The following is a 23,257-nucleotide window of genomic DNA, read 5'->3' on the forward strand; positions in this document are numbered from 1 at the left end:
TGATCCTGGCCTCGGCCAGGAGCCTTCATGACTCAACCTCGCGCTCGGATAGCCTCACAGCTAGGCCTCGCACTCGCCGTGATTCTGGCTGTCGTCATCAGCGGCAGTACTGTGTTTGCTCTGCGTTCCCTCGACTCCGCCAACCTCGCCACCCGCGAGGAACACCTGGCCAGCGAGGCGCGCTTGCTTGCCGATCAACTCAACACCTTCCACGGCACCTTGCGCGAGAGTACCCAGCGGTTGAGCGGGCTGTTCGAAAAGCGTTTTGGTGCCGGTTTGAGTGTGCGTGCAGACCAACCAGTGACCGTGGCCGGTGTGCAGACCCCGAGCCTGTATCTGGGCAGCGAGGTGTTGAACAACAACTTCGAGGATGTGGATGAGTTCAAGCAGATGTCCGGCGGCGTGGCCACGGTGTTTGTACGCAGCGGCGAAGACTTCATCCGCATCAGCACGTCGTTGACCAAACAGGATGGTAACCGCGCCATCGGTACGGTCCTGGATCGCCAAGGCCCGGCTTATCAGCGTGTGCTCAGCGGGCAAACCTACATCGGCCGGGCGGTATTGTTCGACCGCTCCTACATGACCCAATACAGCCCCGTGCGTGATAGCAGCGGCCAGGTCATCGCCGTGCTGTTCATCGGTTTTGACTACACCGATGCGCAGAATGCCCAGTTCGAGAATCTCAAGCGCTTCCGTATCGGCCAGACCGGCTCCCTGGCCCTGCTGGACGAGCAGAAGCGCTGGCTGGTGCCCCCGGCTGGCGTGCAGGCGCTGGACCAGGCGGTTCCAGTGATGTTGGACCTGGCCAAAACACCAGGCAAAGGTCGCTTCTGGACGGACAAGAACGAAGAATTCTACAGCGTCTCTGTGCCCTTCGACGGCGGGCCGTGGGCAGTTGTCGCGAGCATGCCCAAGGCCGAGATTCGCTCGGTGACCTGGGACGTCGGCATCCGCCTGGTGATCGGCAGCGTGCTTGCCATGCTGCTGGCGGTCGGCGCAACGGTCTGGTTGCTGCGTAGCAAGTTGGCGCCGTTGGGCGACCTGGTGCGCCAGGCCGAAGCCCTGGGTGCGGGGGACTTGAGCGTACGCCTGAATGTGTCCAGCCATGACGAAATCGGCCAGTTGGCGCGCAGCTTCAACCAGATGGGTGAAGCGCTGTCGACCATGGTCTCGCATATCCGCAAGGCAGCCGAAGAGGTCAACAGCCGTGCCCAGGCGTTGTCTGGGTTATCCGGTGGTGCTTATGAGGGCATGGAGCAGCAGTCCGGTGAGATCACTAGCATGGCTGGTGCAGTGGAAGAGTTCAGCGCCACGTCGCTGAACATCGCCGATAACATGGGCAGCACCGAACGCCTCGCCCAGGAAAACGCCCAGCAAACCCGTATCGGGCGCAACTCGATGCAAGAAGCGTCGTCGTCCCTGGAACACATCGCCGCCGCGCTCAACAGCACGGCTACGGTGATCAACACCCTGGGCCAGCGTTCCCAGGAAATTGGCGGGATCGTCGGCGTGATCACCTCGATCGCCGAACAAACCAACCTGCTGGCACTCAACGCCGCCATCGAAGCCGCACGGGCGGGTGAGCAGGGTCGTGGGTTTGCCGTGGTCGCTGATGAGGTGCGTAACCTGGCGTCGCGTACCCGTGAGGCCACCGACGAAATTTCCGGGATGATCCAGAGCATCCAGCAGGAAACCGGCAACGCCATCAGCACCATGGAGCGCGGCAACGTATTGATGCAGGAAGGCCTGTCGCGCAACGCCGATGTGGCGTCGGCCCTGGCGCGTATCGACGAGCAAAGCCGCTCGGCCGGTCAGCAGTTCGCTGCGATCACCACCGCCACCCAGGAACAGAGCAGCACCGCGACTTTGCTCAGCAGCAACCTGCAGAGCATTGCGCTGGCCAACAGCGAGCAGCGCGAGGTGGTGTCGAACCTGGCGATCACGGCCAAGGAACTGGAGACCCTGGCGGCGGGCCTGCGGCATGAAGTGGATCGGTTTCGTTGAGACCTAGCGGTCGCCCAGCCCTGGGTCCACGCGCTTGCCGATGTCTTTGAGGCGCGCCAGTTGGTCGACCATGCCAGGGGCTTCGTCCATGCTGGTGACGAAGGTCCACAGGTAGGTCATGACCGCATACACATGACCGGCCTTGACTGCGGGGGACAAGGCCAACTGGCTGATGGCGACCACGAAGAGCAAGGCAGCCAGTGTGCCGAGAAACAGGTACGCAGCGGCCTCGCGGTCTGACAGCCAGATCCGCAGGCGAGACAGCACCTGGTAGTGGCGTCGCAGGGTCGGCGCACCGACTTTTTCCACCAGGCCGATTTCCTTTTCCAAGCGATTATTCAGGCGCTCATGCAGCGCTTGGTTACGTTGGGCAAAGCGCGGCAACAGCGTGATACACAGCACCAGTGCGCCCAGGCACGCGAGACCGACCCAGGGCTCGATCACGATCAGCATCACCGCCGCACCAATAATCGATACCAGCGCCGTGGCGATGATCGGCACGTGTTTCTCAAAGAAGTCGACGAACTCTCGTGCGAGCACCACCCGTGCCGCTGACTTGGAGGTGCTGTGATTCTGCAGGCGCTGGTTCAGAATCACCGGCACCGCCAGGTCGGCGTAGATCCGGGTGAAGGTTCGGGTGTCCAGCGCCCGGCGTGCCGCGCCGACGACCCAGAACGCCAGGACCACGGCGGCGTAGAACAGAGCGTTGCTGGCATCGCCCCGAATGATTGCATCCACCGCAAACCCTGCAAACAACGGGTATGCCAGCAGCAGGGCATTTTCCAATGCAACCAATGACAGCGTGCCGAACAGCTTGCCGGGATAGGCTTTGGCGATCGCATTGAGGGTCTGGCCGGCGGATTGCTGGCCGATTTTCTTGCTTTCTTCGATCAGGATTTGAGGCGTGACGGATGTCATGGGTGCACCAAAGGGATGATAGACGCTATTATTGAGCGACTGCTCAAGTATCCTTGAGCGATCGCTCAAAAAGCAAGCGCCGCTTATCTGCCGGTGCCGAAAGGAATTGCCATGTCGCGTATCGACCGTAAAGACCAGATCATCGCCGCCGCCCTGGAGTTGTTTCGCAGCAAGGGGTTTGCCGATGTGTCCACCCGCGACCTGGCCGAACATGCCGGGCTGTCCCGTAGCCACGTTTATCACTACTTCAGTGATTGGAAGGAGCTGCGCCGCGAAGCCTTCGTGCGGTTTGCCAATGAGCAGTTGGACGAAGTACGGGCGCCTCTGGCAGAAGCCCCCCCGCTGGATGCCTTTGTGGGTTTTTTGCGTGACTGCCTTCCGAGCACCGCCGATGCAGGCTGGGCGCTGTGGCTGGATGCCTGGGACGAAGCGATGCAAGACCCGCAAATGGCCCAGGCTTACCTGGTGATCAATGCTCAATGGCAAGGCATGCTCGCCGAAGTGATCGAGCGAGGTGTCGCTGCCAATGTCCTGCGTTGTGACTCGCCACAACGCGCTGCCCGCCAAATCTTTGCAGTGGCGATGGGCTACGCCGACGACCTGATGCTCCAGCCCTCCACGGAGTCGGCCGAAGCGGCCTTGGATGAAGTGATGGAAGTGGCGCGGTTGCTGCTGGACTTTCCACAGTCACCCTAGCCAACAGCCGCGGGCCGATACTGCAACGCTTCCGCCAGATGCGCCCGGTTGATGCTATCGGTGTGCTCAAGGTCGGCTAGGGTGCGTGCCACTTTGAGCAGTCGATGGGCTGCGCGCAGGGAAAGCGTCAGCCGTTCACAGGCGTTTTCCAGCCAGCATTCGTCGACCTTCGCCAGCTTGCAGTGCTTGCGTAGCTCCGGCAGATCAAGGAAAGCATTCGCACAGCCTTGGCGTTGCTGTTGGCGATCGCGGGCCTGGGCGACCCGTGCCGACGCCTCGGCTGTGTTATCGCCTGCCTGCTGGGTAGGATTCAACGCAGTGGTTTCTCGCGCCACAGTGAGGTGCAAGTCGATGCGGTCCAGCAGCGGCCCGGAGAGCTTGTTGCGATAGCGCTGGATCTGCTCCGGCGTACAGCGACAACGTCCGCTGGGTTCGCCGAGGTACCCGCAAGGGCAGGGGTTCATGGCGGCGACCAGTTGGAAGCGGGCCGGGAAGCTCACGCGGTCGCGGGCACGGGAAATCACGATGTGCCCTGATTCCAGTGGCTCGCGCAGCACCTCCAATACTTTGCGGTCGAACTCCGGCAGCTCATCCAGAAACAGCACGCCGTGATGGGCCAGGGTGATTTCTCCCGGTTGCGGCTTTGACCCGCCTCCCACCAGCGCCGGGCCCGACGCCGAATGATGCGGCTGGCGAAACGGTCGGTGCGGCCAATGACTGAGTGGCGCCACGCTGACGACCGATTGAATCGCCGCCACTTCCAGGGCTTCCTGCTCACTCAGCGGTGGCAACAAACCCGGTAGGCGACTGGCGAGCAATGTCTTGCCGGTGCCGGGCGGGCCGCTTAACAGCAGGTTATGCGCCCCCGCCGCCGCGATCAGCAGTGCGCGCTTGGCGGCGAGCTGGCCCTGTACTTCGCTCAGGTCCGGGTAAGGTTTGTTCAGATACAGCAATCCGTCGGATTGGTAGGGCTCGATAGGCTGATGTCCGTTCAGGTGTGCCACCACCTGCAGCAAGTGATCCACGGCGAGCACTTTCAACCCCGACGCCAGGCAGGCTTCTTCCGCATTCGCCCGCGGCACGATTACGGTGCGCCCCGCCTTGCGCGCCGCCAATGCTGCCGGCAACACGCCTTTCACTGCCCGCACTTCGCCGGACAGGGCCAATTCTCCCAGGCATTCCACCTCATCGAGCATCGACGCCGGCACCTGCACGCTGGCCGCGAGGATTCCCAAGGCAATCGCCAGGTCAAAACGCCCGCCGTCCTTGGGCAGGTCGGCAGGCGCCAGGTTCAGGGTGATGCGGCGGGCCGGGTATTGCAGGGCAGAATTGAGAATGGCGCTGCGCACCCGGTCCTTGCTTTCCTTGACCGCCGTTTCCGGCAAACCCACCAGTGTCAGGGACGGCAGACCATTGGCCATGTGCACCTCGACGGTGACGGCGGGAGCTTCGACGCCAATTTGGGCACGGCTGTGGACGATGGCGAGGGACATGCTCGTTCCTTGAAGAATTGAGGCCGCTTCCTGCGGTTTCTCAAAGGTAGTCGAGGGAACGCATGGGCAACGAATCAGACTTTTACAGGACGTATCAACGTGCAAAGGCGTTGGGATACTTATCCAGATAGGCGCCGTTGAGTTGGGTGTCCGGGGCACGCATGAAGGTGCGGAAATCGGGAATCAGGAACACCAGCAGTGACAACCCCAGCACCATCGCCCCCAGCGACGTGATGGTCAGGGTGACACCGAGGTTGGCGATCAGGCCATTCATGGCGAAACTGCCCAGCGGGCTGGCTGCCGCGGACAGAAAGGACACGGTGGCGAAGATCCGGTTGCGGTGCTGCTTGGGGGTCGCCAGTAATCTCACGGCAGAGGTCGGAATGTTGATCAGCATCAGGCCCACCCCTCCACAGAAAAACGCCAGGGGCACGACGACTATCGATGAGAGCGCGCCGGCCAGCCACATATTGCCCCCCAACAGTGCAAAGCCTGCCGCGACACACAGGTCGCGGGGTACCCGTTGGGTCAACCAGCCGGTGATCGTGTAGCTGCCCGCCAGGATGCCCAGGCCGAAGCACGCATCCAGCAGGCCGAGGTAGGTGATCGGGTAGTGGATAACTGTCTTCACGTACAGCGGCAGCAGGATGGTAAAAAATGGAAACAGGGCAAAGTTGACGAGCATCGCCACAAGAGCCAGGTAGAACTCGACCTTCACCCCATAGACCGCCTTGAAACCCGAGTAAATCATGCGCCAGCCGCTGGAGGTCGGTTCAGGTTCATCTGGGGCGCTGGCGCCGAGGTGGAGTGGAATGGATGCGATCAACACTGCCGCGCCAAGCATCGCAATGAAGTCGACGGCAAACGCCAGCGGGGTACCGAAGCTGAAAATCAACGCGCTGGCCATGGCTGGCCCGAGCAGGTTGGAAATGGACGACAGCATGCTTTTGGTGCGCACGGCCAGTGAGACCTGATCGTCACGCGCAAACAATGGAATGATCGACGACTGCAGCGGCTCGCGCACACCGGCGACGGCACTGCTGATGAGCATCAGGGCGCCGACGCTCCAGGGGTTGAACAGCTGCGTCGCAGACAGAAAAAACATCAACAGCGCGGTCAACACGCTGGTCAGGGAAACCAGCCTGAGGATCAGGATCTTGTTGTACTTGTCGCCCAGCCATCCCAGCAGAGGGCGGGCCAGCACCTGCGCCGCGATGGAGCAGGCGATCATGTTGGCGAAGACGACGGCGGAACCGGTTTCCTGCAAGGCCCACCACGCCACGGCGAGTTGGTTGCAGCGGCCACCGAGCACCACCAGTAAAAAGCTGAATTGTATTTTCAGCAGGCGCCGGTCGAGGGCCGGCAAGCCCCACAGGGACCGGTTGATGCCGGTTATTCGCCCGCTGGCGTCAATCGCGCTTCCAGTTCCGCGACTTTTGCCTCCAGGCTCTCCAGCCGCGCACGCGTGCGGGCAAGTACCACCATCTGGCTATCAAATTCTTCGCGGCTCACCAAGTCGAGCTTGCTGAAACCACTTTGCAGCAAGGCCTTGAATTGGCTTTCGATTTCATTGCGGGGCAATGGGGTGTCACCGCTGAACAGGCGAGAGGCGTGGCCGCTCAGGGCGTCGAGGAGGTCTTTGGGCGCGAGCATGGGAAATATTCCGGAAAACTGTTGGCCGGCAGTGTATCACGCAGCGTCTATAGTCTTTTTCACGACGGCGGGCGCACGCTTTTCGCGCAGAGGGTCGGGCGGCTACGCACTGTTTTTGTGCGCATTGCCGTCGCCCAAAAGCCTCGCAGGTGGGGATAAGTGGGCAAAGGACTGATTTCAGTGATTTTTACGGAGCTGGCAAGGTTTCTGCTTAGACGAACATGACCCATGCACTGATGCAGTCGCTGTGACGAATGCAGTGCGCCGACGGATCAGGGGTACAGGTTTCGTCACCAGTGGTTCGCTGGCGTCGCAAAGGCAAATGCCGAGGCGACGACGCGTTACAAAGCCAGGCACTGCGCTTAGACTTGAGACGGGTTTGTTTTCCTGGGGCAAGTCCACCAATTCGGGAGAGAGTTTTCATGAAGCTAGTCACTGCCATCATCAAGCCGTTCAAGTTGGACGATGTACGCGAGTCGTTGTCCGAGATCGGCGTGCAGGGCATTACCGTTACTGAGGTCAAAGGCTTCGGTCGGCAGAAGGGTCATACCGAGCTGTATCGCGGCGCGGAATACGTGGTCGATTTCCTGCCGAAGGTGAAGATTGATGTCGCCATTGACGACAAGGATCTTGACCGGGTTATCGAGGCGATAACCAAGGCCGCCAACACCGGCAAGATCGGTGACGGCAAGATCTTCGTGGTCAATCTGGAACAGGCTATTCGCATCCGTACCGGCGAAACCGATACCGACGCAATCTAAGCCGCCAAACCCCAACGCCCCAGGAGAAAACAATATGACTCTGCGTAAATTCGCAGGGCTCGGAGCCCTGTTGTCCATCGTAATGCCAAGCCTGGCCATGGCGGCAGACGAAGTGGCTGCTCCAGTCCTCAATTCCGGCGACACCGCCTGGATGTTGACCGCCACCGCTTTGGTGCTGTTCATGACCATCCCTGGCCTGGCGCTGTTCTACGGCGGCATGGTCCGCTCCAAGAATATTCTGTCGGTGATGATGCAGTGTTTCGCGATCACCGGCCTCATCAGCATCCTCTGGGTCGTATACGGCTACAGCATCGCGTTCGATACCACCGGTATGGAACAGGGTGTGGTCAACTTCAACTCCTTCTTCGGCGGCATGGGCAAGGCGTTCCTGGCGGGCGTGACCCCGGCCAGCATCACCGGCCCTGCAGCGCTGTTCCCGGAAGCGGTGTTCATCACCTTCCAGATGACCTTCGCGATCATCACCCCGGCGCTGATCGTCGGTGCCTTCGCTGAGCGTATGAAGTTCTCCGCGATGCTGATCTTCATGGCTATCTGGTTCACCCTGGTCTATGCGCCGATCGCGCACATGGTCTGGAGCGGCAACGGTGGCCTGATGTGGGACTGGGGCGTGCTGGACTTCGCCGGCGGCACCGTGGTGCATATCAACGCGGGTGTGGCTGGCCTGGTGGCGTGCATCGTGCTCGGCAAGCGTAAAGGCTTCCCGACTACTCCAATGGCTCCGCACAACCTGGGTTACACCCTGATCGGCGCAGCCATGCTGTGGATCGGCTGGTTCGGCTTCAACGCTGGTTCCGCGGCTGCGGCCAACGGCACTGCCGGCATGGCAATGCTGGTTACCCAGATCGCTACCGCTGCTGCAGCGCTGGGCTGGATGTTCGCCGAGTGGATCACCCACGGTAAGCCAAGCGCACTCGGCATCGCCTCGGGTGTGGTGGCGGGCCTGGTAGCCATCACCCCAGCGGCTGGCACCGTGGGCCCGATGGGCGCCTTGGTGATCGGCCTGGTTGCCGGTGTGATCTGCTTCTTCTGCGCCACCAGCCTCAAGCGCAAGCTGGGCTACGACGACTCCCTGGACGCGTTCGGCGTGCACGGTATCGGCGGTATCGTCGGTGCGATTCTCACCGGTGTGTTCGCAGCCCCTGCGCTGGGCGGCTTCGGCACCGTGACTGACGTTGCCGCGCAGGTTTGGATCCAGTGCAAAGGCGTTGGCTTCACTGTGATCTACACGGCGATCGTGACCTACGTCATCCTCAAGGTGCTGGACATGGTCATGGGCCTGCGGGTGACCGAAGAAGAGGAGGCCGTCGGCCTCGACCTGGCGCAACACAACGAGCGCGGCTACAACTTGTAAGTACGCATAAAAAAGATGCCCGGCTTGCCGGGCATTTTTTTGCCTGGCGTTTGTCAGTCATAACACGCTGTGTCGGTTTTTTCGTCGAGTTTGTGATGAGGTTCACCCGGCACTTTTCCGCGTGCCAATGTCTTACAGGCATGTAGGCGTATTCGGCACTTTGTTTTTTCCCAGAGCGCGCTAGAATGCGCGCCGATGGGCGGAGAACTGTATGTGGCAACAGACCTTGATTACCCTGCGGGCCAAGCCTCGGGGCTTTCACCTGGTGACCGATGAGTTGCTGGCCGGCTTGCCTGAGTTGAAGGCCTGTCGCGTGGGCTTGTTGCATCTGTGGTTGCAGCACACTTCGGCCTCGTTGACCGTCAACGAGAATGCCGACCCGGCGGTTCGCCGTGACTTCGAACGTTATTTCAACGCGCTGGTGCCGCAAGGCCTTGCCGGGTTTGAACACAACGACGAAGGTCCGGATGACCTGCCGGCGCACTTCAAGGCCAGTCTCCTGGGCTGCCAGCTGAGTTTGCCGGTGAAGGCCGGCCGCTTGGCGATGGGGACCTGGCAAGGTGTTTATCTGGGCGAGCACCGTGATCATGGCGGTGCTCGTAAAGTCCTCGCCACCTTGCAGGGTGATGGGGCATAAGCCACTGGTTATCCCGTGGATGTTGATTTTTTTCCGGCAGCCGTCGACAGAAGGTGAAGCTGGGCTATAACTAATCTGCTTTTCGCAAGTCATGAGGTAGAACATGAGCGACGATGATCTGGAAAACGACGACCTGGAAGTAGGTGACGACGACGACACCGAAGAAGGTCTGGAAGCGGCGGCGGAAGACGTGGCTGACGACGACGGTGGCGATGACGCACCTGCCCCGGCTGCCAAGGGCAAAGCCAAGGCTGCTGTGTCGGTAGATGAATTGCCGAGCGTTGAAGCCAAGAACAAAGAGCGTGATGCCCTTGCCCGTGCGATGGAAGAATTCCTCGCTAAAGGCGGCAAAGTGCAGGAAGTCGAGGCCAACGTGGTGGCAGATCCACCGAAGAAGCCTGATAACAAGTACGGCAGCCGACCTATCTGAGGTCAGTCACCAGCTTGTAAGGAAAAGCCCGCCGTCGCTGCGGGCTTTTTCATGGGCGTTATTTCCAGCCAGCCAGCAAAGGCGCTAATTCGGCCAAGCTGCGAACCTCTGCATCCGGGCGCTTATCGGCTTCCCAAACCTTACCCGTCGGGTTGAACCACACCGCCCGAAGCCCCGCCTGCTGCGCCCCGGCAATGTCATCCCCTGGATGATCGCCAATATGCACCGCTGCGCTGGCATCCACGCCACCGCGTTGCAACGCTTCTTGAAACAGTCGCGCATCCGGCTTGGCGATGCCGATGTCTTCAGCGCGCAGGGCAAAGTGAAAGTAGTCCGCCAGGCCCACGCGCTGCACGTCGGCATTGCCGTTGGTGATCACCCCCAGCAAGAAGTGCTGGCGCAAGGCTTTGAGCATGGGCTCCGCTTCGGGGAAGGGGGCGAGTTGGTGGCGCGCGTGTATGAACGCCTCGAAGCATACATCCGCCATTTCCGTGGCCTCAGGCTGTGGATAACCAGCCTCTTCAAACGCATGCATCAACACCCTGTGACGCAAAAGGCTGATCCGGTGTTTCAGCTCGGGATGGCGCTCCAGCACCTGTTGGCGAAGACTGGCGAAGTGCTCCAGCGGCAAATCGCCGACCTTCGCAGCGTTGACCGTCAGCCATTCGCGCATCGACGCTTCGGCGCTGATGATGACGGGTACGTTGTCCCAGAGCGTGTCGTCCAGGTCGAAAGTGATCAGCTTGATACTCATGAGTCGCCGCCCTTGATGCGTTTGGCCCGTGGATGGGCGCTGTCGTACACCGTTGCCAGGTGTTGGAAATCCAGATGGGTGTAGATCTGCGTGGTCTTGATGTCGGAGTGGCCGAGCAGCTCTTGAACCGCGCGCAGGTCCTGGGACGATTCCAGCATATGGCTGGCAAAGGAGTGTCGCAGCATGTGTGGGTGCAGGTTCTGACCCAGCTCGCGCTCACCGGCGGCCTTGACCCGCACTTGAATCGCCCGTGGCCCCAGGCGCCGGCCTTGCTGGCTGACAAACACCGCGTCATCCGCGGGATTGGTCAGCAGGCGCAGCGGTAGCCACAGTTGCAAGGCTTCCCGGGCTTTGCGGCCCACCGGTAGCACGCGGGTCTTGCTGCCCTTGCCGAGTACTTGCACCAGGCCGTCCGCCAGGTCCAATTGGTCGAGATTCAGGCCAGTCAGCTCCGACAGACGCAGGCCAGATGAATAGAACAGCTCCAGGATGGCCTGGTCGCGATGGGCCAGGAAGTCATCCTCGACGGCGCCATCCAGCAATTGCAGGGCGCGGTCGGTGTCCAGGGTTTTGGGCAGACGTCGTTCGCCCTTGGGCGGCGACAGGCCGTTGGCCGGGTCGTGATCGCACAGGCCTTCGCGGTTCAAATAGTGATAGAGCCCGCGTACCGCCGAGAGCAGGCGCGACAGGCTGCGCGAGGATTGACCCGCCTGGTGCAGGCGCGCGATCAGGCTGCGCAGGCTCTGGATATCCAGAGCCTTCCAGCTGCTGATCTGTTGTTTCTCACAGTAGGCCAAGACCTTGTTCAAGTCCCGCCGGTAGGCTTCCAGCGTATGGGGCGACACCTGGCGCTCGTTGCGCAGGTGAGCGCAGTAAGCGTCCAGTTGCCGTTCCATGGTTAGCGCACCGCGCGCAGGGCGGTGGTGAAGCGCGGCAGGACGCGGCCCAGTACTTCGGCAATGTAGGTCAGGAACAGCGTGCCCACTGAGCTCTTATAGTGCTGGGGATCGCGGCTGGCGATGGCCAGTACACCGTGCAGGCCTTGATGGCTGAGAGCGACCACCGCAGTGGAACCGATCTGCTTGCGCTGCTCGGCACCAAACAGGAAGTCCAGCTCATGCTCGCGCAAGGTGCCGCTGATGGTCTTGCCTTCGGACAACAGGCCGCCGATGGCCGTTTGTGCGTCGCTGCCGCTGACCCAGCGACCCACCGGCATCGGGTTGTCGCTGAATAGGATCAAGCTGACAAAGGGCACCTGGAAGTCCTGGCGAAGGCTGTCTTCGACGGCGATCACCGTTTCTTCCAGGCTGGTCGCATCCATCAGGGTCAGGATCAGGCGACGGGTTTTTTCGAACAGGCGGTCGTTGTCGCGTGCGACGTCCATCAAGTGCGAGAGCTTGTGGCGCATTTCGATATTACGCTCGCGCAGGATCTTCATCTGCCGCTCCACCAGCGACACAGTATCGCCGCGTTGGTGGGGGATGCGCAGCGCCGGCAGCAGTTCTTCGTGCTCGACGAAGAAGTCCGGATTAGCCTCAAGGTACGCCGCGACGGCAGCGGCCTCCAGACTGTCGCTCGGGGTAGCGTGTGCGGGTACTTGAGGCTTATCGGTCATTAGATTGGCTCACTCATAGACGGACCTGTCCTTCGTATACGCGCGAGGCCGGCCCGGTCATCATCACCGGGTGGCCAGGGCCTGCCCACTCAATGGACAAGCGTCCACCGGGCAGGTCGATCAGCAGCGGCGAATCCATCCACCCCTGGCTGATCGCGGCCACGGCAGCGGCGCAAGCACCGGTGCCGCAGGCCTGGGTTTCGCCGGCGCCGCGTTCCCACACACGCAATTGCGCGCGGGTACGGTCGATCACCTGCAGGAAGCCCACGTTGACCCGTGCCGGAAAGCGCGGGTGGTGTTCGATCTTCGGCCCCAATTCATGCACGGGCGCGTTGTTGATGTCGTTGACCCGCAGCACGGCATGGGGGTTGCCCATGGACACGGCGGCGATCTCGACGGTCTTGCCGTCAACATCCAGTGCATAGCTGGCAGCTTGCTCGGGGGCCTGGAACGGAATGTCCGCCGGCACCAGGCGTGGCGCACCCATGTTGACGCTGATCTGGCCGTCACTGCGGATATCCAGTTCGATCACGCCGCTCTTGGTCTCGACACGGATCTGCCGCTTGGCGGTCAGGCGCTTGTCCAGCACAAAGCGCGCGAAGCAGCGCGCACCGTTACCGCACTGTTCCACTTCGGAACCGTCGGCGTTGAAGATCCGGTAACGGAAATCCACCTCCGGGTTGCTGGGAGCCTCGACGATCAGTAACTGGTCGAAACCAATGCCGGTGTGACGGTCGCCCCACTGTTTGGCGTGCTTGGGCAGGATGTGCGCGTGCTGGCTGACCAGGTCGAGGACCATGAAATCATTGCCCAGCCCGTGCATCTTGGTAAAACGCAGCAGCATGGCTTACTCCGGCAGCAGGCTTTCGCCAGCATACAACTCGGCTACCGTCTCGCGGCGACGCACTTCAAACGCTTGATCACCGTCCACCAGCACCTCGGCGGTACGCCCGCGGGTGTTGTAGTTGGAACTCATGACAAACCCGTAGGCACCGGCCGAATGAATGGCCAGCAGATCGCCTTCCTCCAGCGCGAGCTGACGATCCTTGGCCAGGAAGTCACCGGTCTCGCAGATCGGGCCGACGATGTCATAGGCGCGGGCTTCGCTTGCACGAGGCGTCACGGCGGTGACATTCATCCAGGCCTGGTACAGCGCCGGGCGGATCAGGTCGTTCATCGCCGCATCGACGATGGCGAAATCCTTGTGCTCGGTGTGCTTGAGGTACTCGACCTGGGTCAGCAGCACGCCAGCGTTGGCGACGATGTAGCGGCCAGGCTCGAACATCAGCGTCAGGTCGCGGCCTTCGATACGCTCGCGCACAGCCTTGATGTAGTCGGCAATCAGCGGCGGCTCTTCATCGCGATAACGCACGCCCACGCCGCCACCGAGGTCGATGTGGTGCAGGTAGATGCCGCATTCGCCGAGACGGTCGATCAGCGCCAGCAGGCGATCGAGCGCATCCAGGAATGGCGGCAGCGTGGTCAGTTGCGAGCCGATATGGCAGTCGACGCCCAGTACTTCCAGGTTCGGCAGTTGGGCGGCGCGGATGTACACATCCTCGGCGTCGGCAATAGCGATGCCGAACTTGTTCTCTTTGAGACCGGTGGAGATGTATGGGTGGGTCCCGGCATCGACGTCCGGATTGACGCGCAGGGAGATCGGCGCACGCACGCCCATCTCGGCGGCCACGACCTGCAGGCGCTCCAGCTCGTCGGTGGATTCGATATTGAAGCAGTGCACGCCGACTTCCAGGGCGCGACGCATGTCTTCGCGGGTCTTGCCGACGCCGGAGAACACGATCTTTTCAGCCTTGCCGCCAGCGGCCAGCACACGTTCCAGCTCGCCACGGGAGACGATGTCGAAACCAGCGCCCAATCGCGCCAGGACATTCAGTACGCCGAGGTTGGAGTTGGCCTTGACCGCGTAGCACACCAGGTGCGACACGCCGTCGAGGGCGTCGGTGAACGAGCGGTACTGGGCTTCGATATGCGCACGCGAATACACATAGGTCGGGGTGCCAAAGCGCTGGGCTATCGCGGACAACGCCACGCCTTCCGCGAACAGCTCGCCGTCCCGGTAGTTAAAAGCGTCCATGGAGTACCCTTATTCGTAGGTGTCGTGCTTATGCGCTTTGGATGGTTTTTGCGACGATTGCGCCTGTTCATTCGGGTCTTTGCTGTCATCGGGCAGGTACAGCGGGCCTTTTTGACCACAGGCACTAACGAGGCAAGCGACCGCGACGAGCGCAGCAAGGGAAGAGATCAGGCGCTTCATGGCGAAATCCTTGAATATGCATTAATTGCGCCCGAGTATACCGACCACCCGCCAGCTTGCCTATGCGCTGGAATACCCGTCCGGCGGGGGTTTGCCGAGAGAGTCAGGAAGCGGACTACGCTGCTTGAGGATTTTTCACACCGTCAATCGTGTTGAAATCGGTATCCTTTGCAATCGGCGGGGCTCGCCCGTATCGTGCGGCGCTTGAGCAAAACCAGACACTTTTGAGGTTGCCACAATGAGTTTGACCGAAGCCCGTTTTCACGACCTGGTGGATTCGACCCAGCAGGCGTTGGAGGATATTTTCGACGACAGCGGCCTGGACGTGGACCTGGAAAACTCGGCCGGCGTGCTGACCGTCAAGTTCGAGAATGGCACTCAACTGATCTTCAGTCGCCAGGAGCCTTTGCGTCAGCTGTGGCTGGCTGCACGTTCCGGTGGTTTTCACTTCGATTACAACGAAGAAGACAACAATTGGCAGTGCGACACCAGCGATGAGCTGCTCAGTGAAATGCTCGCGCGGCTGGTTCTGGAACAAGCCGGCGCCGAGCTGGATTTTGACGAGATCTGACCGTGACCCAGCCTGCACCTGTCCGCCCGCCGAAACCGTTGTTCAGTAATGTCAGCCCGGCGGTGCCGTCACCTTGTATCAGTTTGTGTCGTCTGGACGAGCAGAAAGTCTGCCTCGGGTGCTTCCGGCACGTGGAAGATATCCGCGAATGGCGCTCTGCCGACGACGCGCGGCGCCGACTGATCTGCGCGGAAGCCGAGCAGCGCAGGGCGCGCGCCTGAGGCCGTCTTGTTTATTTGTGACGCTGTGGTAGTGTCCGGGTACGCCTCAACTCATCGAGGCCCGTGAGAACCCCGCCTTTTCCTGGCGGGGTTTTGCTTTTTTGTGCAGAAAAAAGGAGTCTGCCTGAATCATGACCACCGCACCGTCCATCATCCTCACCCGTCTTGACGTGCAGCGTCTGGAGCAACTGATCGACCGCCTGGGCGACGAATCTCCCGGCGTCGAAGCGTTGCAAGCCGAACTCGACCGCGCCGAAGACGTGGTTGGTCACGATGAAGTGCCTGCGGGTGTCGTGACCATGAACTCCAGTGTGCATTGCCGAGAGCAAGGCAGCGGCAAGGACTACCACCTGACCCTGGTCTACCCGAAAGACGCGAACGCCGACGAAGGCAAGATTTCGATCCTGGCACCCGTGGGCAGCGCGTTGCTCGGCCTGCAAGTTGGCCAGCACATCGACTGGCCGGCACCGGGTGGCAAGACCCTCAAGCTGGAATTGCTCAGTGTTGAAGGGCAGCCTAAAGACGGCGGCGCCTTCCCTCTCTAAATCTGGCTCAGTGCCTCGTTGAGCGACAGCTCAAGTTCGGCCTTGTAACGCAGGTACAGGTTGCTTGGGCTTTGCACATCGCCGAGCAGGCCGGACAGATCCAGGTCCGTTATGTAGCAGCGGTAACGCTCGGTCTCCCGGCGTTGCCCGACGATTTCCTGGGCGACCACTGCAAACAGCTGGTCGCCAAATTCCAGTTCGGAAAACTCCCGCTGATTGCAGTACAGCGTGATACCTACCTGGCCCTGCGCTGCCTTGCCGATAATTGCCTGCACGTCATAAAACGGTTTGTTCGTCGGGTTCAACGGCGCTGGCCGAGGTTCGATGCCGCGTGCGCGACCACTGACCGACGGCAATAGCTGGTAATACAAGACCTGTACCGCGCCCAGCGGCTCTTGCGGATCCAGCGGGGACAATGCGTCCCGGCGATAAATGATCGACTGCAAGAAACGCTGCAACGGCGCCAACAGACTCTGTTCATCGTGAAACGGCAAGCGCTGCTGCCAAAGCGCGTTGAATTCATCCAGCACATACAGCTCGGCAAAACCCTCGTTGACGCGGTAGAACACCTGCACGCAATCGGCCATGCCCATCGGCAGCAACACTGCCAGATCGTGGTCTTCCAAGGCCATGGCGTCCAGGTGCAAAGGGCTGTAGCTGGCCAGTTCTTCGCTGAGGTAGGCGACCAGCGCATCCTGGGTCGCCAGTGATACATGGTTGGCTTGGCCCGGCATCAGCTCCATGACGTGATAGTGCTGCTGCACCTGGAGCACATAGCGGTGATTACCCTGGCTGAGCAGCAGGTTCTGCGCGGTGTCGAAGATCTCTTCCACGCGCTGGGCAATGAATTGCGCGCGGTTGTGACAGAAGCAGCGCACTCGCATGCGTGGCAGATGGTCGGGAGGCAACTGGTTGAGGTAGTCGCGCAGGCAGTCGAGCAACGCGTGGGGGCCGTCGTAGCGGCTGACCATCACCTCGTTCCAGCTGTTGAGCGTGACCTGGTCCAGGGTCAGCACCAGGTTGTCGCGCACACCGGCGTAACTCAGGGAGTCGGTGCGCTCGGTGGTCATCAGGATATTCAGGTCGCGATGGTGCTTGAGCGGGTCGACGCCGACGTTGATCAGCAACAACACTTCTTCGGGCACTGCCGAGCGCAGCAGGCGTTGTTCATCCACGCTGGTCAAGGGCAGGTCGATGGTCTGTTGCAGGCTGCCCAGCAGGTTGAACAGCTCGAATTCAGTCATGTCACTGGTGCCAGGGTGCAAGGCCAGGCGCGTGCTGCTGTCGATCACGCCGTTGCGATGGCACCAGGTGAGCATCTCCAGCAGGTCGCGACTGCGCTTGATCGGCGCGAAGTGCTCCCATTCCAGGGCCGTCAGGTTACCGTTGTACAGGCCCCAATGATGCTGGCCCGGCTCCTTGCGGTTGGGCGATTGCACCAGGGTCAGGGTGTCTTCGGCCAGGTCCGGGGCGATGCCGGGGTTGATGAACTCGACTTTGCCGGCCTTGCGCTCGAACGCGGCGTACAAGCGCCGCCCCAGTACGTTGAGGTCGCGCTTGTTGATCAGGCTAACGGTCTGTTCGGTGCGGGCGAACTGGGTCAGGAAGCGATAACTGTAATTGAGCTCGCTGACCAGCGCCCGCCGCTCGGAAGCGACCTGGCGTACCTTCCATTGGCTGCGACTGTCCAGCAGCGCCAATTGGCGCTGGTCCCAGCCCCATTCGTGGGCCAGGCGCTCCAGCAACAGCCGTTGCCAGCTGGTGGTGCGCTGGCTGGCGCTGAGCTTGCGGTTGACCTTCAGGTACAGCGCGCGCCGCACCAGCTCCAGGCGCTCGGGTTCGTTGCGGGCCTTGAGGTATTCCTCGATGCGGCGGTACACCACGATGTACGGGTCCAGCTCATCCAGGTCCATTTGGTTGGCGAACACTGCACGCTTGAAGCGCAGGCTCAAGCAATGCACGTTCGGGTGTTCGCTGGCGTAGACCTCGGTCAGCAGCAGCTTGAGCACGGATTTGTAAGGCGACTCGATGCCCTTGAACAGCTGCCACAGCCCGGCGCCGATGAATTCGCCTGGGGGGATGCGCGCCAGGTGGCCGAGGTCGAGGGTTTCATCGGCGCGGATGAAACGTTTGGAAATCAGCGTGTGGGTGAACTCGGCATACCGGGTCTCTTCATACACCGGTACCAGCCACCAGATCGGCGTGCGCCCGGCCAGCCAGATGGCGGTGCGGTAGAACTCATCCAGCAACAGGTAATGCTGGGTGGTGCCGCAGTCGTCGGAGCTCAGCTGCGTGTCGCGCTCACCGAGGACAAAGCGCGTCGGCTCGATCAGAAAGAAGTGTGCCTCGGCGCCCATGGTCAGGGCCCAGGCTTCCAGCAACTGGCATTTCTTGCGCAGTTCGGCCAGTTCAGTCTCGCTCAGGTCCGCGGCGTGACACACCCACACGTCCATGTCGCTCTGGTCGGCCTGGGCCAGGGTACCCAGGCTGCCCATCAGGAACAGGCCGAGGATCGGTCGCGGCGGGTTGCCATGGCGTGGCTTGTAGGAGAACGAGCGGGTCAGGCGCTGGGCTTCGGTGAGGGCTTGGGCGTCCGGTTCGTAATTCGACAGGCCTGCCGGCGTACTGCCCGACACATAGCCAGGCAGCAGCGGATGGTTAACGTGGAAAAACAGCGGCAACAGGTTCAGCACGCTTTGCTGGCGCGGCGTCAGCCCCTCGATGGCCCGGGCCATGCGGCCTTCATTGAGGGCCATGAACCGCGCGCGCAGCTGGGCCAGCACTTTGCGGTCGATGCCTTCGTCCAGGTCGGGGCGGATTTCATGGGTGCGGGTCATGTCGAACTCGGTGGCTCGCAGGGCCCGACGTGGGCGGCCGTGTAGGAGTTTACAGCCAGTAGCGTAGGAGGTTTAGAGGGAAATAGATTTTGACGTCAGAATTTTCGCACTTGCACAGCAACGCCCTCGGAATCCGCACATAGCGGACTCCATGGGCGGTATCCGGTATCAGGCGGCTTCTTTGGTCGTGGCAGTGGTCAAGATCGTCAGCAGGGTCTGGGCCTGCTCTGCGGCGTCCCGGCCAAGGCTGGTCAGGTAGCCTCCGTCCGGCTGGTCGATCAGCCCTTTCGCGTGGAGGCGCTTGGCAGCGGCGATGGCGGTAGGCGCGGCGGTCTGGTGGACTTTCAGACCTTCTTTGGTGCTGTCCAATGGGAAGAGTACAAGGATTTCCAGTTCGGCAACCAACTCAGGGGTATACGACATAAGGACTCCAGACTTTCTAAGAATTTATTAGAGGCTAGCAGGCCATAAGGTGAACGCACTTTGCCGAACTGTCCAGTGTGTTGCCGCGTGTTGGATTTATTGCTTTTCGGGTGGCAACTCCGGCAGGGCGCGCAGTGCAGTTTCATACCATTCGGTATTGAAGGCGCGGTCTTCTTCCAGCAGCGCATCGATCTCGACAGCCAGCACGTGGGCCATCAGCTGGAGGATCTCTTCACGCTCGTAACCGACCAGGGTCAGCTTGTTGAAGGTGGCCTTGGCAGCCGGTGGGTTTTCGCTTTCGATCTGGTTCTCGATCGCTTCGATCAAGGTGGTTTCGGCGAATTCTTCTTCGTCGTTGTCGATATCGGTCGGCTCGCTCATGGCAGGCTCCTCAAGGAAAGGGCGTCAGTCTAACCCCATTCAGGCAGGTGATGCTGCTGGTCAGGGCGGGCGCCGGGATCTATAACAGTTGCAGCCAACCCCTTTCCCGGCCTGGAGGCACAGACATGCTCAAGCTCTACGGATTCTCGGTCAGTAACTACTACAACATGGTCAAGCTGGCGCTGTTGGAGAAAGGGCTGCCTTTCGAAGAGGTGCCTTTTTACGCCGGCCAAACCCCTGAAGCCCTGGCCGTGAGCCCGCGAGGCAAGGTGCCGGTGCTGGGCGTCAAGCAGGGTTTTATCAACGAAACCAGCGTGATCCTCGAGTACATCGAGCATACCCAGGAAGGGCCCGCACTGCTGCCGGCCGAGCCGTTCCAGCGTGCTCAGGTATTGGCGTTGTGCCGGGAAATCGAGCTGTACATCGAACTGCCTGCTCGCGCCTGTTTCGCCGAGGCATTTTTTGGCATGCCGGTGCCGGATGCGATCAAAGAGAAGTCCAAGGCCGAGTTGCTGTTGGGTTTCGGGTCGTTGGGCAGGCACGGCAAGTTCGCACCCTATGTGGCGGGTGAGAGTTTCACCATTGCCGATCTGTATTTCATGTACAGCGTGAACCTCGCCTGCGCGGTGGGCGAGAAGCTGTTTGGCCTGGATCTACTGGCTGAAATGCCGGCGGCCAAGGCGTTGCTGGAAAGGTTGCACGCCATGCCCAACGCTCAGAAAGTGGCGGCGGACAGGGAGGCAGCGATGCCGGCCTTTATGGCGATGCTAGCGGCAAAAAAATAATAACGACGAGCGCCGCTCAAAATGTGGGAGCGGGCTTGCTCGCGAAGGCGGTGGATCAGTCAACACATTGATGACTAGTCCACCGCTTTCGCGAGCAAGCCCGCTCCCGCAGGGTTGACCGCGTTGCAGCAGAAACCGCGGTCTAGCGGCTGGCGAGCAGGGCCTGGCCGCGCGCGACGGCTGCCTTCACCTGCGCCGGCGCAGTACCGCCCACGTGGTTACGGGCATTCACCGAGCCTTCCAGGGTCAGCACGGCAAACACGTCCTGTTCGATCTGGTCGCTGAACTGGCGCAGTTCTTCCAGGCTCATTTCCGCCAGGTCCTTGCCAGTGTCCACGCCGTACTTAACCGCGTGGCCGACGATTTCGTGGCAGTCGCGGAACGGCAGGCCACGGCGTACCAGGTAGTCCGCCAGGTCAGTCGCAGTAGAGAACCCGCGCAGCGCCGCTTCACGCATGATCGCGTGCTTGGGCTTGATCGCCGGAATCATGTCGGCAAAGGCGCGCAGTGAGTCGCGCAGGGTGTCGGCGGCGTCGAACAGCGGTTCCTTGTCTTCCTGATTGTCCTTGTTGTAGGCCAGGGGTTGGCCTTTCATCAGGGTCAGCAGGCCCATCAAGGCGCCGAACACGCGGCCGCTCTTGCCACGCACCAGCTCGGGTACGTCGGGGTTTTTCTTTTGCGGCATGATCGAGCTGCCGGTGCAGAAACGGTCTGGCAGGTCGATGAACTGGAATTGCGCGCTGGTCCACAGCACCAGCTCTTCGGAGAAGCGCGACAGGTGCATCATCGCGATGCTGGCAGCGGCGCAGAACTCGATAGCGAAGTCACGGTCCGACACGCCATCCAGGGAGTTGCCGCCCACGGCGTCGAAGCCCAGCAACTGCGCGGTGTATTCGCGGTCGATCGGGTAAGTGGTGCCGGCCAGCGCGGCGCTGCCCAATGGCATGCGGTTGGCGCGCTTGCGGCAATCGACCAGGCGCTCGTAATCGCGGCTGAGCATTTCGAACCAGGCCAGCAGGTGGTGGCCGAAGGTCACAGGCTGCGCGGTCTGCAGGTGAGTGAAGCCCGGCATGATGGTGTCGGATTCACGCTCGGCCTGTTCCAGCAGGCCTTTTTGCAGGCGGGTGATTTCGCCCAGTATCAGGTCGATTTCATCACGCAGCCACAGGCGGATATCCGTGGCCACCTGGTCGTTACGGCTACGGCCGGTGTGCAACTTCTTGCCGGTCACACCGATGCGGTCGGTGAGGCGGGCCTCAATGTTCATGTGCACATCTTCCAGGTCGACGCGCCAGTCGAACGTGCCGGCTTCGATCTCGCCACGAATGGTGGTCAGGCCGTCGACGATGCTGTCGCGCTCGGCGTCGGTCAGCACGCCGACCTTGGCCAGCATCGTCGCGTGGGCGATGGAGCCCATGATGTCGTGGCGGTACAGGCGCTGGTCGAAGGTGACGGAGGCGGTGAAGCGGGCGACGAAGGCGTCGACGGGTTCACTGAAGCGGCCGCCCCAGGACTGGTTGGTCTTGTCGGTGCTCATGGATTCGCTCGTGATCTGCTTAGTAAAGAGGCATGGAAGTGTGCCGGCGATAATAACAGGGTTGCCCGTGGACGCGGTGCTGCGGGTTGTCGGCATTTTTATTTGTGCAAAGGATGGCTAAGTGCCTTGCCGCCGAACGCGTCCAGGACGAGACTGGGTACAGGTACTTGTTGAAACGATATTTGACGATTGAGCAATGTCGTCTCAGTGAGCGTCTACAGTTGGACTGATAGTGTGTGAATGCACCAAAGTCGGGTGATGCGGTCAGAGCCCAGACTATCCATTTAAAAAGGGGGGTATTCGGATTGTGTATCAGCAAACCCTACGACGATGCCCGAAGGCAGCAGGTCTTGGGCGCTATTGAACAGGTCCGGGTAAATATGGGTGCCACTCTCAGGGCACTTTTTGCCGCTCGCGCTAGTCTTAGCGTGGATCGCTGTGACGCAAGTCACCGCACCTGTCTACGCTATCCTTGTGCGAGACTCACGCAGGAATCCAGCGCAATATGAATGTCCTGATCGTTGATGACGAACCCCAAGCCCGCGAGCGACTGAGCCGTTTGGTCAGTGATCTCGAGGGTTATGCAGTACTAGAGCCGAGCGCCACCACGGGCGAAGAGGCGTTGACGCTGATCGACAGCCTCAAGCCGGATGTGGTGTTGCTCGATATCCGTATGCCGGGCCTCGATGGCCTGCAAGTGGCCGCCCGGCTGAGCGAGCGAGAGTCGCCACCCGCCTTGGTATTTTGCGCAGCAGGCGATGAGTTTTCTGCGGAGACGCTGGAAGCCAGCGGAGTCAGCTTCCTCACCAAACCGGTGGCTGGCGAAGCGTTGCTCAAGGCGTTGAAAAAGGCTGAGCGCCCAACCCGCGTCCAACTCGCTGCCCTGACTCAGCCTGCTGCCCAGAGTGGTAATGGGCCGCGCAGCCATATCAGCGCCCGTACCCGCAAAGGTATCGAGCTGATCCCCTTGGGCGAGGTGGTCTATTTTATCGCCGATCACAAGTATGTGACCCTGCGCCACCAGGGCGGCGAAGTGCTGCTCGATGAACCGCTCAAGGCGCTTGAGGATGAATTTGGCGACCGCTTCGTGCGTATCCACCGCAATGCGCTGGTGGCTCGCGAGCGGATCGAACGCCTCCAACGCACGCCGCTTGGGCACTTTCAGCTGTTCCTCAAAGGCCTTAATGGCGACGCGCTGATCGTCAGCCGACGGCATGTGGCCGGTGTGCGCAAGATGATGCAGCAGCTTTAGCCCGAGGGCTGTGGCCAGGCCTGTAACCCATATCCCGGTGCGACGCGGCCAGGGAGGCCCCGCACTTGCTGATTCAAATCAAAGCGTATTTGCCTGA

25 protein-coding genes are annotated in these 23,257 nt (G+C 61.2%); 11 read left to right on the forward strand and 14 right to left on the reverse strand.

Going from position 1 to position 23,257, the window contains the following annotated elements; all coding sequences use genetic code 11:
• Positions 1-27: 27 nt before the first annotated feature.
• Positions 28-2,004, forward strand: a complete 1,977-nt coding sequence (locus tag AC4PS7_RS23995) for a methyl-accepting chemotaxis protein (protein WP_154847503.1) — start codon at positions 28-30, stop codon at positions 2,002-2,004.
• A gap of 3 nt (positions 2,005-2,007) precedes the next feature.
• On the opposite strand, the gene AC4PS7_RS24000 is transcribed toward AC4PS7_RS23995, so the two are convergent.
• The gene (locus AC4PS7_RS24000; RefSeq protein ID WP_492179786.1) at positions 2,008-2,922 is read right to left on the reverse strand and encodes an ABC transporter six-transmembrane domain-containing protein; all 915 of its coding nucleotides are present in this window, start codon (positions 2,920-2,922) and stop codon (positions 2,008-2,010) included.
• Positions 2,923-3,033: 111 nt separating this feature from the next.
• On the opposite strand from AC4PS7_RS24000, the gene AC4PS7_RS24005 reads away from it, so the two are divergent.
• Positions 3,034-3,618, forward strand: coding sequence for a TetR/AcrR family transcriptional regulator (locus tag AC4PS7_RS24005; RefSeq protein ID WP_044288170.1), 585 nt, complete (start codon positions 3,034-3,036; stop codon positions 3,616-3,618).
• On the opposite strand, the gene AC4PS7_RS24010 is transcribed toward AC4PS7_RS24005, so the two are convergent.
• The 3 genes from AC4PS7_RS24010 to AC4PS7_RS24020 all read right to left on the reverse strand — a co-directional run bounded on the left by AC4PS7_RS24010 (position 3,615) and on the right by AC4PS7_RS24020 (position 6,764).
• Positions 3,615-5,111, reverse strand: coding sequence for a YifB family Mg chelatase-like AAA ATPase (locus AC4PS7_RS24010; protein ID WP_021492606.1), 1,497 nt, complete (start codon positions 5,109-5,111; stop codon positions 3,615-3,617). The genes AC4PS7_RS24005 and AC4PS7_RS24010 overlap by 4 nt on opposite strands.
• Before the next feature lie 94 nt (positions 5,112-5,205).
• Positions 5,206-6,477, reverse strand: coding sequence for an MFS transporter (locus AC4PS7_RS24015; RefSeq protein WP_010207461.1), 1,272 nt, complete (start codon positions 6,475-6,477; stop codon positions 5,206-5,208).
• 26 nt (positions 6,478-6,503) lie between these two features.
• A complete protein-coding gene (locus AC4PS7_RS24020) occupies positions 6,504-6,764 on the reverse strand; it encodes an accessory factor UbiK family protein (protein ID WP_010207460.1) in 261 nt (86 codons plus the stop codon).
• A gap of 422 nt (positions 6,765-7,186) precedes the next feature.
• Between AC4PS7_RS24020 and glnK the strand changes: the two genes are divergently transcribed.
• From glnK to sutA, 4 genes are all read left to right on the forward strand, one after another.
• Positions 7,187-7,525: a P-II family nitrogen regulator gene (glnK, locus tag AC4PS7_RS24025; RefSeq protein WP_002555808.1), complete on the forward strand. Its 339-nt coding sequence runs from the start codon at positions 7,187-7,189 to the stop codon at positions 7,523-7,525.
• A gap of 34 nt (positions 7,526-7,559) precedes the next feature.
• Positions 7,560-8,897 (forward strand): ammonium transporter, encoded by a 1,338-nt coding sequence (locus tag AC4PS7_RS24030; RefSeq protein ID WP_010207459.1) that lies wholly within the window; start codon positions 7,560-7,562, stop codon positions 8,895-8,897.
• A gap of 211 nt (positions 8,898-9,108) precedes the next feature.
• Positions 9,109-9,534 (forward strand): secondary thiamine-phosphate synthase enzyme YjbQ, encoded by a 426-nt coding sequence (locus AC4PS7_RS24035; protein ID WP_198831522.1) that lies wholly within the window; start codon positions 9,109-9,111, stop codon positions 9,532-9,534.
• Between the two features lie 103 nt (positions 9,535-9,637).
• Positions 9,638-9,964 carry a dormancy-specific transcriptional regulator SutA gene (sutA, locus tag AC4PS7_RS24040; protein ID WP_010207457.1) on the forward strand — a complete coding sequence of 109 codons (327 nt, stop codon included), beginning with the start codon at positions 9,638-9,640 and terminating at the stop codon, positions 9,962-9,964.
• Positions 9,965-10,022: 58 nt separating this feature from the next.
• Here the strand turns inward: sutA and AC4PS7_RS24045 are convergent, their stop codons facing one another.
• From AC4PS7_RS24045 to lptM, 6 genes are read right to left on the reverse strand one after another with little or no spacing between them, the layout of a single operon-like run.
• Entirely contained in the window at positions 10,023-10,718 is a 696-nt protein-coding gene (locus AC4PS7_RS24045) for an HAD family hydrolase (protein WP_010207455.1), read from the reverse strand.
• A complete protein-coding gene (xerC, locus tag AC4PS7_RS24050; RefSeq protein WP_010207453.1) occupies positions 10,715-11,614 on the reverse strand; it encodes a tyrosine recombinase XerC in 900 nt (299 codons plus the stop codon). Before xerC ends, AC4PS7_RS24045 begins: the two co-directional genes overlap by 4 nt.
• A gap of 2 nt (positions 11,615-11,616) precedes the next feature.
• Positions 11,617-12,333, reverse strand: a complete 717-nt coding sequence (locus tag AC4PS7_RS24055) for a DUF484 family protein (RefSeq protein WP_010207452.1) — start codon at positions 12,331-12,333, stop codon at positions 11,617-11,619.
• Positions 12,334-12,346: 13 nt separating this feature from the next.
• A complete protein-coding gene (dapF, locus tag AC4PS7_RS24060; RefSeq protein WP_010207451.1) occupies positions 12,347-13,177 on the reverse strand; it encodes a diaminopimelate epimerase in 831 nt (276 codons plus the stop codon).
• A gap of 3 nt (positions 13,178-13,180) precedes the next feature.
• Positions 13,181-14,428, reverse strand: coding sequence for a diaminopimelate decarboxylase (gene lysA / locus AC4PS7_RS24065; RefSeq protein ID WP_010207450.1), 1,248 nt, complete (start codon positions 14,426-14,428; stop codon positions 13,181-13,183).
• A 9-nt stretch (positions 14,429-14,437) separates the two neighbouring features.
• Positions 14,438-14,608, reverse strand: a complete 171-nt coding sequence (gene lptM / locus AC4PS7_RS24070; protein WP_010207449.1) for an LPS translocon maturation chaperone LptM — start codon at positions 14,606-14,608, stop codon at positions 14,438-14,440.
• 238 nt (positions 14,609-14,846) lie between these two features.
• Here lptM and cyaY point away from each other — a divergent pair, with 238 nt between their 5' ends.
• The 3 genes from cyaY to rnk all read left to right on the forward strand — a co-directional run bounded on the left by cyaY (position 14,847) and on the right by rnk (position 15,945).
• Complete coding sequence (gene cyaY, locus AC4PS7_RS24075; RefSeq protein WP_010207448.1) at positions 14,847-15,179, forward strand: iron donor protein CyaY; 333 nt, start codon at positions 14,847-14,849, stop codon at positions 15,177-15,179.
• A gap of 2 nt (positions 15,180-15,181) precedes the next feature.
• Positions 15,182-15,400 carry a DUF1289 domain-containing protein gene (locus tag AC4PS7_RS24080; protein WP_010207446.1) on the forward strand — a complete coding sequence of 73 codons (219 nt, stop codon included), beginning with the start codon at positions 15,182-15,184 and terminating at the stop codon, positions 15,398-15,400.
• Positions 15,401-15,531: 131 nt separating this feature from the next.
• On the forward strand, positions 15,532-15,945 hold the full coding sequence (gene rnk / locus AC4PS7_RS24085; protein ID WP_010207444.1) for a nucleoside diphosphate kinase regulator: 414 nt from the start codon (positions 15,532-15,534) through the stop codon (positions 15,943-15,945).
• On the opposite strand, the gene AC4PS7_RS24090 is transcribed toward rnk, so the two are convergent.
• The 3 genes from AC4PS7_RS24090 to AC4PS7_RS24100 form a co-directional block, all read right to left on the reverse strand.
• Positions 15,942-18,782, reverse strand: a complete 2,841-nt coding sequence (locus AC4PS7_RS24090) for a class I adenylate cyclase (RefSeq protein ID WP_021492608.1) — start codon at positions 18,780-18,782, stop codon at positions 15,942-15,944. The two genes, rnk and AC4PS7_RS24090, sit on opposite strands and share 4 nt — an antisense overlap.
• A gap of 168 nt (positions 18,783-18,950) precedes the next feature.
• Positions 18,951-19,205 (reverse strand): TIGR02647 family protein, encoded by a 255-nt coding sequence (locus AC4PS7_RS24095; protein ID WP_010207442.1) that lies wholly within the window; start codon positions 19,203-19,205, stop codon positions 18,951-18,953.
• Positions 19,206-19,301: 96 nt separating this feature from the next.
• Positions 19,302-19,586: a hypothetical protein gene (locus AC4PS7_RS24100; protein ID WP_010207441.1), complete on the reverse strand. Its 285-nt coding sequence runs from the start codon at positions 19,584-19,586 to the stop codon at positions 19,302-19,304.
• A gap of 125 nt (positions 19,587-19,711) precedes the next feature.
• On the opposite strand from AC4PS7_RS24100, the gene AC4PS7_RS24105 reads away from it, so the two are divergent.
• Positions 19,712-20,371 carry a glutathione S-transferase family protein gene (locus AC4PS7_RS24105; RefSeq protein ID WP_010207440.1) on the forward strand — a complete coding sequence of 220 codons (660 nt, stop codon included), beginning with the start codon at positions 19,712-19,714 and terminating at the stop codon, positions 20,369-20,371.
• 142 nt (positions 20,372-20,513) lie between these two features.
• Here the strand turns inward: AC4PS7_RS24105 and argH are convergent, their stop codons facing one another.
• Positions 20,514-21,908 (reverse strand): argininosuccinate lyase, encoded by a 1,395-nt coding sequence (gene argH / locus AC4PS7_RS24110; protein ID WP_021492610.1) that lies wholly within the window; start codon positions 21,906-21,908, stop codon positions 20,514-20,516.
• Between the two features lie 505 nt (positions 21,909-22,413).
• Between argH and AC4PS7_RS24115 the strand changes: the two genes are divergently transcribed.
• Positions 22,414-23,160, forward strand: a complete 747-nt coding sequence (locus AC4PS7_RS24115; RefSeq protein WP_010207438.1) for a LytR/AlgR family response regulator transcription factor — start codon at positions 22,414-22,416, stop codon at positions 23,158-23,160.
• Positions 23,161-23,257: the final 97 nt, after the last annotated feature.

Source organism: Pseudomonas sp. DW-iso3 (assembly GCF_058725305.1).